The sequence below is a fragment of the Delftia lacustris genome (genome assembly GCF_040267515.1).
Classification (GTDB): Bacteria; Pseudomonadota; Gammaproteobacteria; order Burkholderiales; family Burkholderiaceae_C; genus Comamonas; species Comamonas tsuruhatensis.
This window is the reverse complement of sequence record NZ_CP141274.1, coordinates 6,919,713-6,933,540: the sequence shown is the minus strand read 5'-3', so window position 1 is coordinate 6,933,540 and position 13,828 is coordinate 6,919,713. Positions and strand designations below refer to the sequence as shown.

General features: G+C 66.4%; 13 protein-coding genes. 9 read left to right on the top strand and 4 right to left on the bottom strand.

Translation table 11 applies throughout. The features are described 5' to 3' along the window. Positions 1 to 62: 62 nt before the first annotated feature. Positions 63 to 845, top strand: a complete 783-nt coding sequence (locus U6958_RS33165) for an IclR family transcriptional regulator (RefSeq protein ID WP_016450517.1) — start codon at positions 63 to 65, stop codon at positions 843 to 845. A gap of 1 nt (position 846) precedes the next feature. Here U6958_RS33165 and U6958_RS33160 read toward each other — a convergent pair whose 3' ends face one another. The 4 genes from U6958_RS33160 to U6958_RS33145 are packed head-to-tail and all read right to left on the bottom strand — an operon-like array spanning position 847 to position 5,003. Further along, positions 847 to 1,989, bottom strand: coding sequence for a CaiB/BaiF CoA-transferase family protein (locus U6958_RS33160; RefSeq protein WP_074924222.1), 1,143 nt, complete (start codon positions 1,987 to 1,989; stop codon positions 847 to 849). A gap of 21 nt (positions 1,990 to 2,010) precedes the next feature. Continuing rightward, entirely contained in the window at positions 2,011 to 2,973 is a 963-nt protein-coding gene (locus tag U6958_RS33155) for a tripartite tricarboxylate transporter substrate binding protein (RefSeq protein ID WP_034367696.1), read from the bottom strand. A gap of 40 nt (positions 2,974 to 3,013) precedes the next feature. Continuing rightward, positions 3,014 to 3,793: an SDR family NAD(P)-dependent oxidoreductase gene (locus tag U6958_RS33150; protein ID WP_016450520.1), complete on the bottom strand. Its 780-nt coding sequence runs from the start codon at positions 3,791 to 3,793 to the stop codon at positions 3,014 to 3,016. Between the two features lie 22 nt (positions 3,794 to 3,815). Further along, positions 3,816 to 5,003 (bottom strand): thiolase family protein, encoded by a 1,188-nt coding sequence (locus U6958_RS33145; RefSeq protein ID WP_047327981.1) that lies wholly within the window; start codon positions 5,001 to 5,003, stop codon positions 3,816 to 3,818. Between the two features lie 161 nt (positions 5,004 to 5,164). On the opposite strand from U6958_RS33145, the gene U6958_RS33140 reads away from it, so the two are divergent. The 8 genes from U6958_RS33140 (at position 5,165) to U6958_RS33105 (ending at position 13,821) form a co-directional block, all read left to right on the top strand. Then, positions 5,165 to 6,730 (top strand): AMP-binding protein, encoded by a 1,566-nt coding sequence (locus U6958_RS33140; RefSeq protein WP_074924219.1) that lies wholly within the window; start codon positions 5,165 to 5,167, stop codon positions 6,728 to 6,730. 48 nt (positions 6,731 to 6,778) lie between these two features. Further along, positions 6,779 to 7,921: an acyl-CoA dehydrogenase family protein gene (locus tag U6958_RS33135; RefSeq protein ID WP_074924217.1), complete on the top strand. Its 1,143-nt coding sequence runs from the start codon at positions 6,779 to 6,781 to the stop codon at positions 7,919 to 7,921. A 269-nt stretch (positions 7,922 to 8,190) separates the two neighbouring features. Further along, a complete protein-coding gene (locus U6958_RS33130) occupies positions 8,191 to 10,569 on the top strand; it encodes a type VI secretion system tip protein TssI/VgrG (protein WP_350337299.1) in 2,379 nt (792 codons plus the stop codon). Between the two features lie 45 nt (positions 10,570 to 10,614). Next, positions 10,615 to 10,926 carry a PAAR domain-containing protein gene (locus tag U6958_RS33125; protein WP_016453939.1) on the top strand — a complete coding sequence of 104 codons (312 nt, stop codon included), beginning with the start codon at positions 10,615 to 10,617 and terminating at the stop codon, positions 10,924 to 10,926. 6 nt (positions 10,927 to 10,932) lie between these two features. Beyond that, entirely contained in the window at positions 10,933 to 11,541 is a 609-nt protein-coding gene (locus U6958_RS33120) for a DUF4123 domain-containing protein (RefSeq protein ID WP_074924287.1), read from the top strand. Between the two features lie 20 nt (positions 11,542 to 11,561). Beyond that, positions 11,562 to 11,942, top strand: a complete 381-nt coding sequence (locus U6958_RS33115) for a hypothetical protein (protein ID WP_239009547.1) — start codon at positions 11,562 to 11,564, stop codon at positions 11,940 to 11,942. Beyond that, positions 11,939 to 12,694, top strand: a complete 756-nt coding sequence (locus U6958_RS33110; RefSeq protein ID WP_074924288.1) for a hypothetical protein — start codon at positions 11,939 to 11,941, stop codon at positions 12,692 to 12,694. The genes U6958_RS33115 and U6958_RS33110 overlap by 4 nt, the downstream gene beginning before the upstream one ends. A 38-nt stretch (positions 12,695 to 12,732) precedes the next feature. Then, a complete protein-coding gene (locus tag U6958_RS33105) occupies positions 12,733 to 13,821 on the top strand; it encodes a type VI immunity family protein (protein ID WP_083393690.1) in 1,089 nt (362 codons plus the stop codon). Positions 13,822 to 13,828 lie beyond the last annotated feature (7 nt).

Here is a 13,828-nt window from a genome sequence, read left to right as displayed (position 1 = left end):
TCTGTGCGGCGGCACCCTGAAAATTGAGACAATCGTTTCATCTTTTCAGCCCTCATCAATCCATGAATTCCGAAGACAGTGGCAAGCTGGTGGCCGCCCTGGTGCGCGGCATCTCCGTACTGCAGTGCTTTTCCAACAAGCACCAGGAACTCAGCGCCCGTGAACTGATGGACATGACGGGCCTGCCCAAGCCCACGCTGTTCCGCCTGATCGACACCCTGTGCGAACTGAACCTGATGCGCTACTCCGAGCGCCTGTCCAAGTACGTGCCGGGCGTGGGGCTGCTGAACCTGTCCTCGCCCGTGCTGGCGCGCATGCACATGCGCCAGTTCGCGCGGCCGCACATGCAGGAGCTGGCCAATCACCTGGAGGGCCAGATCCAGCTGGCCGTGGGCCACGGCCGCCAGCTGTGCCTGGTGGAGCTGGCCAACGGCCTGACCAACAAGGTCTTCCTGCCCGAGATCGGCGTGCACATCTCGCTGTCGCGCACCGCCACGGGCCGCGCCTACCTGCTGAGCCTGCCCGAGGCCGAGCGCGAGGCCTTCATCGCCGAGCTGCAGGCCGACGATCCCGCACGCGCCCAGCAACTGCGCGAGCGGCTCGACGATGCGCGGCGCGACCTGGCCGAGCACGGCTTTTGCCGCAGCCACGGCGACCTGCACCGCGAGATCCAGTCCATTGCCGTGCCCATGTCCACGGCCCAGGACGGCGAGTACTGGGTGTTCTCGGTCTCCCTGCCCATCTACAGCCCGCAAAGCCGCGCGCTGGAAAGCGATGCCGGGCCGCGCCTGATCACGCTGGTGCGCCTGGTCGAAGGCATGCTGGGCGCCTCCAGCCTCTCGTGAATCAGCGGGCGCTGCGCCAGACTTCCTGCGCGCGCCCTGCGCTCACCTTCTCCCGCACGCTGGCGGTGTCTGAGCCTGCGGCATTCGCACGGCCCGGCGCATAGGCCTGGCCGTCAAAGCGTGGCGCGGGGCTGGCCTGCAGGGCGCCGCCTTCGGGCTGCAGGTAGACGCCGCGCGCCTGCAGGTGCGGGTGGCGGGCTGCTTCCACGGGACTGAGCACGGCGCCGAAGCAGGCATCGCTGCCCTCCAGCAATTGCTGCCAGTGCGCGCGGGGCCGGGAGGCGAACAGCGTCTGCAGCTGCGCGCGCCGCGCGGGCCAGGCGGCGCGGTCCCACTGGGGGCCCTGGAACGCTGCGGCACCGGCCAGGCCCAGCCTGTCCAGCAGCAGGGCATGGAACTGCGGCTCGATGGCGCCCACGGTGATGAAGCCGCCATCGGCACAGGCATAGGTTTCGTAGAACGGTGCACTGTCGTGGATGCTGTGGCCGCGCTCGTCGGCCACCAGACCGCGCTGGCGCGCGTGCAGCATGAGGTTGAGCATGTGCGCCGCACCATCGACGATGGCCGCGTCCACCACCGTGCCACGCCCCGTGGCGCGCGCCTGCACGATGCCGGCCAGCAGCCCCGTCATCAGGTACATGGCGCCGCCGCCGATGTCGCCCAGCGTGGCAAACGGCGAGACCGGCCGGGCATCGGCCGGCGCGCACCCCCACAGCGCGCCCGAGACGGCGGCATAGTTGTTGTCGTGGCCGGCTGCCTGGGCCAGCGGGCCGTCCTGGCCCCAGCCCGTCATGCGGCCATAGACCAGGCGCGGGTTGAGGGCCTGGCAAGCCTCGGGTCCCAGGCCCAGGCGCTCCATGGCGCCGGGCCGCATGCCCTCGATCAGCGCATCGGCATCGCGCACCAGGGCCAGCACCAGGTCACGCCCTTCGGGCGACTTGAGATCGGCGAACACCGAGCGCTTGCCGCGCGACAGCGCGGAGGTGGCTGAGGTGGCTGAGGCGGATGAGGTGGCGGCGGGTTCCGCCTCGGGCCGCACGATGGACACCACATCGGCTCCCAGGTCCGCCAGATGCATGGCGCAGAACGGCCCCGGGCCGATGCCGCCAATCTCCAGCACGCGCACGCTGTCCAGCACCTTCATGGCGTCTCCGTCGAAATCGGTTCAGTCGAGTTGCAGCTGGCGGCTGGTGATCAGCGCGCCCCAGCTCTTGCGGTCGTTGTCCACCAGCTGGGTGAACTGCGCCTGCGGCATGCCGCCCGGGCGGCCGCCGAGCTCGCGGTAGCGGCGCGCCACCTCGGGGTCCCGGAGCACGGCGACCAGGCCGTCGGTGAGCTTGCGCACCACGGCGGGCGGCGTCTGCGCGGGCAGGAAGAAACCCATCCAGCCGACCTTGTCGAAGTCCTGCAGGCCCAGCTCGGTGGTGGTGGGCACGTTGGGCAGCTCGGGCTCGCGCTGCGCGCCCGTCACGGCGATGGGATGCAGCTTGCCCGCCTTGATGTGCACCAGCGAGGCCGTGAGGTTGTCGAACATGAACTGCGTCTCTCCCGAGACGATGGCCGCCGTGGCCGGTGCCGAGCCGCGGTAGGGCACATGCACCACGTCCACGCCCGTGCGCTCGCGCAGCAGCTCGCCCATGAGGTGCGTGGTCTGGCCCACGCCGGCCGAGGAGAACGACAGCTTGCCCGGCGCCTGCCGCGCGGCCTTGAGCAGATCGTCCAGCGAGCGCACCGGCGATGCCTGCGGCACGACCAGCACGTTGGAAAACGAGATCATGTCCGTCAGCGCCACGAAGTCCTCGGGCCTGTAGGGCAGCTTCTTGTAGGCCGTGTAGTTGATGGCGTTGGAGCCCGTGTTGCCCACCAGCACCGTATAGCCGTCCGGCTGCGCGCGTGCCACCTGGCTGGCACCGATGGAGCCGCCCGCGCCCGGCTTGTTGTCCACGATGACGGGCTGGCCCAGCCGCTCGCCCAGCTTGAGCGCCAGCAGCCGCGCGGGAATGTCGGTGGAGCCCCCGGCCGCGCCCGGCACGACCAGGGTGATGGGCCGCGTGGGCCAGGCGTCGGCTGCAATGGCTGCCGTGGCGCACAGCAAGGCAGCCGCCGCCAGCGTGAGACGTTTGAACATGGTGTTTCTTCTCCGCGCGTGTGCTGGGCCGGGGCGCTTCTCAGCGAGGACTCATCCGAATGGCACCGTCCAGGCGAATCGTCTCGCCATTGAGCATGGGATTTTCAAGAATGTGCAGCGCGGTCAGCGCGTACTCGGACGGGTGGCCCAGGCGTGCGGGGTTGGGCACGGAGGCGGCCAGCGACTGGCGGATGTTGTCGGGCAGCTTGGCCAGGATGGGCGTGTCGAACAGGCCCGGCGCAATGGTGCACACGCGGATCATGCGCGTGGCCAGGTCGCGCGCGGCGACGATGGTCATGCCGATGATGCCGGCCTTGGCCGAGGCATAGGGAATCTGGCCGATCTGCCCCTCGTAGCCCGCCACCGAGGCCGTGAGCACGCAGGCGCCGCGCTCGCCTTGCACGGGCTCGTTGCGCGCCATGCTGGCGGCGGCCAGGCGCAGCGTGTTGAAGGTGCCGATCAGGTTCACGCGCACGATGCCCGTGTACTTGTCCAGCGAGCCCGGGCTGCCGTCCTTTTCCACCAGCCGCAGCGGCCCGCCCACGCCCGCGCAGTGCACCAGGGCGCGGAACTCGCCGAAGTCCTCGGCGGCCGCAATGGCGGCGGCCATCTGGTCGGCGTCGGCCACGTCGGCCTTCACGAAGCGCAGGCGGCTGCCGTGGCGCTGGCGGGCGGCGTCCACCATGGCCGCGCCGCGGTCCTCGTTCAGGTCCACCACCACCACGTTCAGGCCGCGCTCCAGCAGCGCCAGGGCCGATGCCTCGCCCAGGCCCGATACGCCGCCCGTCACCAGGGCCGTCATGTTCTCTTGCAGTTGCATGGATGTGTCTCCCGTGCCTGGCTCACAGGCGTTCGATGATGGTGGCGTTGGCCATGCCGCCGGCCTCGCACATGGATTGCAGGCCGTAGCGCGCGCCGCTGTCCTCCAGCGCGTGCAGCATGGTGGTCATCAGGCGGATGCCCGAGGCCCCCAGCGGATGGCCCAGGGCGATGGCGCCGCCGCGCGGGTTCAGCCGCTCGGGGTCGGCGCCCAGTTCCCTCAGCTCTTTCAGCCAGGCCAGGGGCACGGAGGCGAAGGCCTCGTTGATCTCGCAGTGGTCCATCTGCTCCAGCCGCATGCCGGCCTTGGCCAGCACGCGCCGCGTGGCGGGAATGGGGGCCGTGAGCATGTACAGCGGATCGTCGCCCACCACGTCCAGCGCCACGAAGCGCGCTCGCGGGCGCAGGCCCAGCTGCTGGGCGCGCTTCTCGCTCATCAGCAGCATGGCGCTGGCGCCGTCGGTCATCTGCGAGGCATTGCCCGCCGTGGTGTGCCAGCGGATCTGCGGAAAGCGCGCCGACAGCTCGTCGTTCTGGAACACGGCCTTGAGCGCGCCCAGCTTCTGCGCCGTGGTGGCCGGGCGGATGGTCTCGTCGGCCGTGAAGAGGCCGGCAGGCGTGGTGATGCCTACGATCTCGCGCTCGAAGTGCCCGGCCGACTGGGCCGCATGGGCGCGCTGGTGCGATCGCGCGGCATAGGCATCCAGTTCCTCGCGGCTCAGGCCCCAGCGCGCGGCCACGAGGTCGGCCGACACGCCCTGGCCCACCAGCCCCGGCGCAAAGCGCGCATCGAAGCGCGCGCCCGTGGTGTTCTGCCCCATGCGCGAGCTGCCCATGGGCACGCGGCTCATGGACTCCACGCCGCAGGCGATCACCATGTCCTGCGTGCCCGACATGATGGCCTGCACGGCAAAGTGCACGGCCTGCTGGCTGGAGCCGCACTTGCGGTCGATGGTGGTGGACGGCACATGGGCCGGCAGGCCTGCGGCCAGCCAGGCCAGGCGGCCCGGCGTGCCGGCCTGCTCGCCGGCCTGGCTCACGCAGCCGGTGATCACATCGTCCACCGCGCCGGGGTCGATGCGGTTGCGCTGCACGAGCTGCTCCAGCACCTGGCTGAGCAGATCGACGGGGTGGAGTTGGGCCAGGGCGCCATCGGGCTTGGCCCGGGCCATGGGACTGCGGATGGCATCGACGATGACGGGAGTGTTCATGCTGATTTAATGAGACTGGAGGTTCACGAAATGAATGATAAGTCTCGAAATTTGCATTGAACAAAGCGTTTTCCCGGATGAAAAACCGCGCGCAAACAAAAATACTTGCTGAAACCCGGTGAATTCGAGACGACGGATTCAAAAAAGCAAAGGAGACAGGCGTGCATGACTTTCACAGCTGGGCCGATGCCCGGCCCGACCGCGTTGCGCTGACCATGGGCGACAGCGGCCAGCAACACACGGCGGGCGCGCTGGCGCAGCGCTCGCGCGAAGTGGCGCAGTGGATGGCGGGGCAGGGCCTGGCGGCCGGGGACACGGTGGCCGTGCTGATGGAAAACCGCGTGGAGATCCTGGAGCTGGTGCTGGCCGCGCGCCTGGCGGGCCTGTACACGGTGGTCATCAGCACCCACCTGACGGCGCCCGAGGTGGCCTACATCCTGGGCGACAGCGGGGCGCGCCATGTCTTTGCCTCGGCCGCCACGGCGGCGCAGCTGCCGGCCGAACTGGCCGCCTCCGTGCATTCGGTGGACGGAGACTGCGCATCCACGGGCCTGCCGTCGCTGGCCGATGCCCTGGCCGCCTGGCGTGCGCAGGCGCCCGCGCCCATCGACCTGTCCAGCCGTCCGCTGGGGCGCGACCTGCTGTACTCCTCGGGCACCACGGGCCGGCCCAAGGGGATCAAGAAGGCGCTGCCGGCGGCGCTCTACCGCACGCAGGCCGACCCCGAATTCCTGGCCTGGCAGCGCAACATGGGCTTTGACGCCGACACGGTCTACCTCTCGCCCGCACCGCTGTACCACGCAGCGCCGCTGCGCTACTGCCTGCGCACGCTGGACGGCGGCGGCGCGGTGGTGATCACGGCGCGCTTCGACGCACAGCAGGCGCTGGCGATGATCGAGCGCTACCGCATCACCCACAGCCAATGGGTGCCGACCATGCTGGGCCGCCTGCTGCAGCTGCCCGAGGAGGTGCGGCACGGCTATGACCTGTCCAGCCACCGCTGCGCCATCCATGCGGCCGCGCCCTGCCCGGTGGCCGTCAAGCAGGCGCTGCTGGACTGGTGGGGCGACATCCTGCTGGAGTACTACGCAGGCTCCGAAGGCTGCGGCATCACCCTGATCAACTCCGCCGAATGGCGCCGGCGTCCAGGCTCCGTGGGCCGCGCCAGCTACGGTCGGCTGCGCATCGTGGGCGACGACGGGCAGGAGCTGCCTGCGGGCCAGATCGGCCGCGTGTTCTTCTCGGACGTGGCGCCCTTCGCCTACCTCAACGACCCCGCCAAGACCCGCGAGGCCATCGACGAGCGTGGCTGGGCCACCTACGGCGACCTGGGCCATGTGGACGAGGAGGGCTACCTCTTCCTCAGCGACCGGCGGGCCGACCTCATCCTGTCGGGCGGCGTCAACCTCTATCCGCAGGAGATAGAGAACGCGCTGGCCACGCACCCTGCCGTGCAGGAGGTGGCCGTGGTCGGCGTGCCCGAGCCCGACTTCGGCGAGCAGCCCATGGCCGTGGTCGTGCTGCGCCAGGGCCATGCGGCCAGTGCAGAGATGGCGCACGCCATCGTCGCCGAGGCCGGCGCCACGCTGTCGCGCCTCAAGCGCCCGCAGCGCCTGCAGTTCGTGGACGAGCTGCCGCGCCTGCCCACGGGCAAGCTGCTGCGCCGCGTGCTCAAGGACAGGCTGCGCGAGCAGCCGCACGCGGGCTTCAACCTGCGCAGCGCCTGAACGGCCCTTCCCCGTCTTTCCTCACCGACAACCACCGGATACCGACCCATGCAAGACCTGACCGAGCGCTCCGTCTACCGCGAAGACCATGAACAGTTCCGCGAGCAGGCCCGCCGCTTCTTCGAGCGCGAGATCGTCCCCCACCATGCCGAATGGGAGCGCCAGGGCATCGTGCCCAAGGAGGTCTGGCGCAAGGCCGGGCGCGAAGGCCTGCTCAACCCCATGCTGCCCGAGCCCTATGGCGGCGGTGGTGACTTCGGCCATGCCGCCGTGCTGCTGGAGGAGATCGCGCGCACGGGCGCCAGCGGGCTGGGCTTTCCGCTGCATTCGGACATCGTCGCGCCCTACATCCATGCCTATGGCAGCAAGGCCCAGAAGGACCGCTGGCTGCCGCGCATGGCCGCGGGCGAGCTGATCGGCGCCATCGCCATGACCGAGCCCGGCGCGGGCAGCGACCTCAAGTCCGTGCGCACCACGGCGCGGCGCGAGGGCGACCACTACGTGCTCAACGGCCAGAAGACCTTCATCACCAACGGCATCAACTCGGAACTGGTCATCGTCGTCGCCAAGACCGCGCCCGAGATGGGTGCCAAGGGCGTGTCCCTGATCGTGGTCGAGGACGGCATGCCCGGCTTCTCCAAGGGCCGCAAGCTCGAGAAGATCGGCCTCATGGCGCAGGACACCTCGGAGCTGTTCTTCGACAACGTGCGCGTGCCGGCCGACCACCTGCTGGGCGAGGAGAACGCGGGCTTCAGGTACCTCATGCACGAACTGGCCCAGGAGCGCCTGGTGGTGGCCGTGCGCGCCGCCGCCTCCATCGAGGCCTTTTTGCACAAGACCATTGCCTACACGCGCGAGCGCAAGGCCTTCGGCCAGCCGGTGTTCGACTTCCAGAACACGCGCTTCAAGTTGGCCGAGGCCAAGGCCCAGGCCATCATGCTGCGCGTCTTCGTGGACGACTGCATCGCCCTGCACCTGCGCCGCGCGCTCGCGCCCGACCGGGCCGCCATGGTCAAGCTCAATGCCACGGCGCTGCAAAACCGCCTGCTCGACGAATTCCTGCAACTGCACGGCGGCTACGGCTACATGACCGAATACCAGATCGGCCGCGCCTGGACCGATGCGCGCATAGGGCGGATCTACGGGGGGAGCGACGAGATCATGAAGGAGATCATCGGAAGGACTTTGTGAACACCTGAGCGGCTGCGCGGGCGTGCGGCGCCCTGATCCGGGGGCGGCCAGCCGGGGCGATGTGTGGCGGCTGCACATCATGAAGGCCCTTGCTCCGGCCGCTCGTCCTAGGCTTTTCCCAAGCCCGATCCGAGTGGGAGAAGCGGCAATTTTCCTTTTGGCAATCCTATTTTTTGGCAGAAATTGGAATTTCCATAGAGCGGCTCATTCTTCCATGATCTTTCCGTATCGAAAGATCGGGAGGGCGCCCCCACAGGGCGAGAGCACCAATGACACGCCGAGTCACCATCCACACGCCATTGGGCGATGAACTGCATTTCCGTGAATTGCGCGGCCAGGAAAACATCAGCCAGCTCTTCAGCCTCGATGTGGAAATGCTCAGCGAAAACGAAAGCATCGATCCCAAGGCCCTATTGGGCAAAAACGCCACCATAGAAATTGAAACCCAGGGCGGCGGCAGGCGCTTCATCGACGGCATCGTCACCCGCTTCGGCATGCAGGGCCAGGACCACCGCCACTACGCCTACAAGGCCCGCCTGAGCCCCTGGCTGTGGCTGGCCACGCGCAAGAGCGACTTTCGCATCTTTCAGAACCAGACCGTGCCCGACATCATCGAGCAGGTATTGGGCGTCTATGGCCATCCCCTGCAAAAGAAACTCACCCGCGCCTATCGCAGTTGGGATTACTGCGTGCAATACAACGAAAGCGATTGCGACTTCGTCTCGCGATTGATGGAGCACGAAGGCATCTACTACCACTTCGCGCATGCCATGGGAGAACACACCCTGGTGCTGTGCGACGACATCATTGCCTCGCACGGCGCATTGCCCGGTGGTGAATCCATTCCCTTCTATCCCCCGGAAAAAGCCGCCGCAGGCGATCAGGAAAACATCCACGCCTGGCAGCTGGAGCAGGAAATCAAGCCGGGCCGCCATTACATCGACGACTACGACTTCAAAAAGCCCCGGGCCGAACTGTCCCACATGCGCCGCGATCCACCGGGCCATGCGCACGACGGCCATGAAACCTACGAATGGCCGGGCGGCTACACGGAGTACGGCGACGGAGATGCCTACATCCGCGTGCGCCTGAAGCAAGGCCTCACGGGCCACAGCCGGGTGCGGGGCCAGTCCTGCCACCGGGCGCTGGCCACGGGCTACACCTTCAGCCTCTACAACTACCCGCGTGGTGACCAGAACCGGCAATACCTGATCACGGGCCTGAGCTACCACCTGAAAGAAAACCCTCGCGTCAGCGCGATCTCCAGCGTACGTGGCGTCCCATCCGCACCGAGTACCCGGGACGGCGCCAAGGAAGAAGGCTCCTTCCAGCGCTACGAGCTGCAGGCCCAGCCCACGGATCTTGCCTTCAAGCCGCCGCGCACCACGCCCAAGCCGCGCACCACGGGGCCGCAGACGGCCATTGTCGTGGGCCCGGCCGGGCAGGAAATCTGGACCGACGAATACGGCCGCATCAAGGTGCAGTTCCACTGGGACCGGCTGGGCAAGAAGGACCAGAACTCCAGCTGCTGGATCCGCGTGGCCACCAACTGGGCAGGCCCGGGCTTTGGCGCCATCTCCATCCCGCGCATAGGGCACGAGGTGGTGGTGGACTTCCTCAACGGCGACCCGGACTATCCCATCGTCACGGGCTGCGTCTACAACGCGGCCAACATGCCGCCCTGGGCGCTGCCGGCCAACGCCACGCAATCGGGCATCAAGACCCGGTCGAGCAAGGGCGGTGCCGCAGGCGCGGGCATGAAGAACGGCCAGGGCGACGCCAACGCCATCCGCTTCGAGGACAAGGCGGGCGCCGAACAGCTGTGGCTGCATGCACAGAAGGACCAGCTCACCGAAGTCGAGAACGACGAAGACAAATGGGTGGGCAACGACCGGCGCAAGACCATCGACCGGGACGAGACCAATGTCATCCACCGCGACCGCACGGAGACCGTGGACCGCAACGAGAAGATCGATGTCCACGGCTGGCGCACGGAGGTGGTGGACCTGGACGAGACCCTCACCGTCCACCAGAACCGCACGCGCACGGTGGACCTGGATGAAAGCATCCGCATCTGCAAGAACCGCACGAAAACCGTGGATGCCAATGGACGCGACAGCATCGGCCGCAACTGGACCCTGGCCACGGGGCGCATGAAATCCGAAACCGTGGGCATCGGCTACACCCAGGGCACGGGCCTGTTCAAGATGGTCACCGTGGGGTGTGCCTACAACCTCAACGTAGGCGCGGTGCTGATGAGCAACGTGGGTGTCCTGCGAAGCGACAGCGTGGGGATGGACTGGAGCCGGACCGTGGGGCGCAACCGCAGCGCGCAGGTTGGAAACGATGAAGGCCTCATCGTGGGCAACAACCGCAGCAGCACCATCCAGAACAACGACAGCACCGAGGTAGGGCAGGACCAGGCGGTCAACGTCGGCAACGACCACGCGCTGCGGGTGGGCGCCAACAGCCTGGTCGATGCGGGCGGACAGCTGGCCCTGGCGGCGGGCACCACGCTGACGGTCGATGGGCAACAGGTCATCGTCACCGGCACCCGAAGCATCCGGCTGCAATCGGGGGCGAGCTCCATCGAGATCTCTCCGGCCATGGTCGAGATCAAGTCGCCGCTGGTGAAGATCAACTGCTGAACCCGGGACACTCGCATGGGACAACCTGCAGCAAGAGTGGGCGACATGCATGCCTGCCCCGCCCACGGGGGCGGCGCCATTCTCTCCGGCCAGGCCGATGTGCTCATCGGCGGCATGCCGGCGGCCAGGGTCACGGACCAGGCGCTGTGCCCCCGTTCGCCGCCCGACGCCATTGCCGAAGGCGAAGCCACGGTACTGATCGGCGGCAGGCCCGCAGCCCGCATGGGGGACAGGACCGTGCACGGCGGCGTGGTCGTCTCGGGCTGCACCACCGTCTGGATCGGTGCGAATGCGGGCCGGTGCCTGGCCGAAGCCGCGCAATCGGGGGCCGCCTTCGTGTCGGCCATGGAGGACTGAATCGCCATGTCCACCTTGATCCCCCCAGGCCCCGGCACGCCGGACGAACTCCAGATGGCACGCCAGGCCGTGCTCGAAAAGGTGGCGGCGACCTATGACGGCCTGCTCTACGCCATCGTGGACGCGGCGGCGGATGAGCACCTGCATGACGCCATCCTGGCCGAGCCGCCGCAGTCCGGCATCACCTGCCTGTATGACGGCATGCCCGCCGCCCGCTATGCGCGCTACGCGCCCTATCTCATGCGGGTGCATGCAGGCAGTCCGCTGTTCCAGCGCTGGCCGCATGAAGGCTGGCAGGCGCACTGGGGCATTTTCCTGATCAGCCGGCTGCCGGCCCCTGCGCTCAAGCGCCATCTCAAGCGGTTTCTGCAGGCCAGGGGAGACGGCGGCCAGCGGCTGTGGCTGCGCTTTTACGACCCGCGCGTGCTGCCTCGCCTGCTGGCGCAGTTCGACCCGGCGCATCTGGGGGACTGGTTCCGCGGCCACAGCATCCTCGCCTGCCTGGCACCGCATCCCGAGGGGATCTGGGTCGGCATGGCGCAACGCAAGTTTCTGGACCACGTCACAGGCCTGGCGCGCCTGGACAGCAGGCAATGGGAGGTGTCTTCGCCATGATGGAAATTTCAACCCTGGAAATGCAGCGCACGCTGCGCCGCAACCTCGTGCCCAGCGAAGAAGGGATTGCCGCCATCGTGCGGCAGACCTGCCATCTCAGCGAGCAGGATTGGCCGCATGACAGGCTGCTGGCCCATACCCGGCGAGGCCTTGACCGCGCGGTGGGCTGGGGCCTGTCGACGCCGGACGATGTCATCGGCTTCCTGGCCTTGCGCCACCAGTTTGGCGAGCGCTTCGACGAATTTCCCGCCGTGCGCAAATTTCTCGCGCGCACCGACCTGCCGCCTGACGGCCGCATCCAGTTGATGATGCTTGAGCTGCCGATGGGGATCTGGGACGTGGTGCGGCGGCGCACGCCTGCTGGCGAATCGTCCTCGCCCCTCGGCGGGCCTGGCGCATGAGCTGCGAACAACTGGTCCCCGCCTTCATCGCCCTCAATCGCCTGAAGCGGTCCAGGGACCTGTGCAAGGCCGTCGTGCTTGTGGGCTTCAACAAGGTATGCGGCACCCGGGACTTCGACAACGAACTGGACCGCAGGGCGCTGTGCGAGCTGTTTTGCTGCTGCATGACCGGCGGCCTGGGCCAGCGCTGCGTGGCCGGCGTGGTCATGCAGGCCGACGGGTTTGAAGGCTACCGGGGCTACTACAAGCAGGAAGTGCCGTACCTGAACAAGGCCCCCGTCATGTCGCGCAACGAGCCCGTGCGCCCCACGCGCAGCCGGCCTGCGGGCTCGCGCATTCCGGATGTGGCCGTGGTGAAGAACCCGCGCCTTCCGCCTGTGCTGGACAACGTGCAGCGGGTCTATGAGATGAAGTTTCCCGGGGATGGGTATTCCAATGTTGAAGGGCCAGACGGCATGAGTCAGATTGATGCCTACGAATATATTTTTAAAAATAAGTTTCTCAAAGAAGCCTTGGACGCCGAAAGCTGTGCTTGCGACAGTAATGGCGAAAAGGAAAACGAAGGTGTGTTGAATCAGGCAGCGCGATGGCAGGCCAATAGGGAAAAGGCCATCTCTTTGTCAGAGCGGGTGAATGAGGATACGGCGGCGGCGGTCGGGGCTGCGGCCGGTGCGTCTGCGCTGGGGCGGGCACTTAGAGGTGTAGGTGCGGTGGGGAGCGCACTCGCAAGAGTCCTCGGATTGGCCTTTTGAAGCGATGGTTTAGATACGGCGAAATATGGAGGATGGATATGGCAAAAGACTTCAACAAACCTTTGAGTACCAAAGAGCTGCAGAAGGCCACTGTGGCGACGATGGATATTATCAAGGCGCTGGTATTGAAGAATCAATTTGGGCGTATTTGTGCAAGAGCAGGCTGGACGATCGAGATGGTGTTCCATGATGGGGATTCATTGGCCGTGCGTGAGCGCGCATGGAAAGTGGTCGATCTTTTTTGTGAGGCTGTGGGGAAAGAAAAATTGGTTTATTGGTACGACGGAATGCCAGCCATGCTGACCAGCGCGATCGCACAAAGAAAGCTGGCCGCCAAGAAACAGAAAAGCTTGGACAACCCTAAAGGTTACGCACTGATCTTCCACATGGCTTCGGGTAAACCAAATCCACCTGAAGTATGGGAAAAAAATGCACAAGACTTTCGTCTTTACTGTCGTATTGCCAACGAAGAATACACATGGCTAGATGATCGCTCTACCTCACCTGGCATAGGTCCTGCCATGTCTTTCATTCGCATAGCATTTCCAGCATGGTGGATTCTTGACCAGCCACCTGAGCACAACGTGGGCCGGATCACTACCCAGGTGGTGGAGTTGATGCAACCCTTCTGGGCTATTGCCGGCTGGGGTGTCATTCCTGCAGTGGAAGAACGCAATATTGGACCCGATGGCAAGGGCCAGCAAGTGCTATATCCCTATCTGAAGCGGTTCCCAGGATTGAATGCCATAGGAAGTCTTGCATTGTTCGATCATGACTTCAACAAAGCCATGTACAGCATCAACTGGCTGAGTTTTGTCAGCGATGCATTGCTGGAGAAACTGGGTGGGCGGGAGGCCGTGCGAAAGCAGGTGCAGGCCAGCCAATACCTTTCCGCCGGGGATGTGGGCAACTGCCTGGGGATTCGGGCCGGAGACTTTCCGGGGCTGGGGGATATGGAGCAGGGACTGACACTGCCCGCCTTTGGCGAGGCGGCGCGCCTGCTCAAGCCGATTCGTGCCAAATCCCGGCTCAACAACTTCATCGGACCACCGCCTTCTGGCTCCAATGATGAACATGCATGGCTGCTGGCATGCGATGCCTATATGAGCCGGTTTGATTTGTTCTGATTTCTGG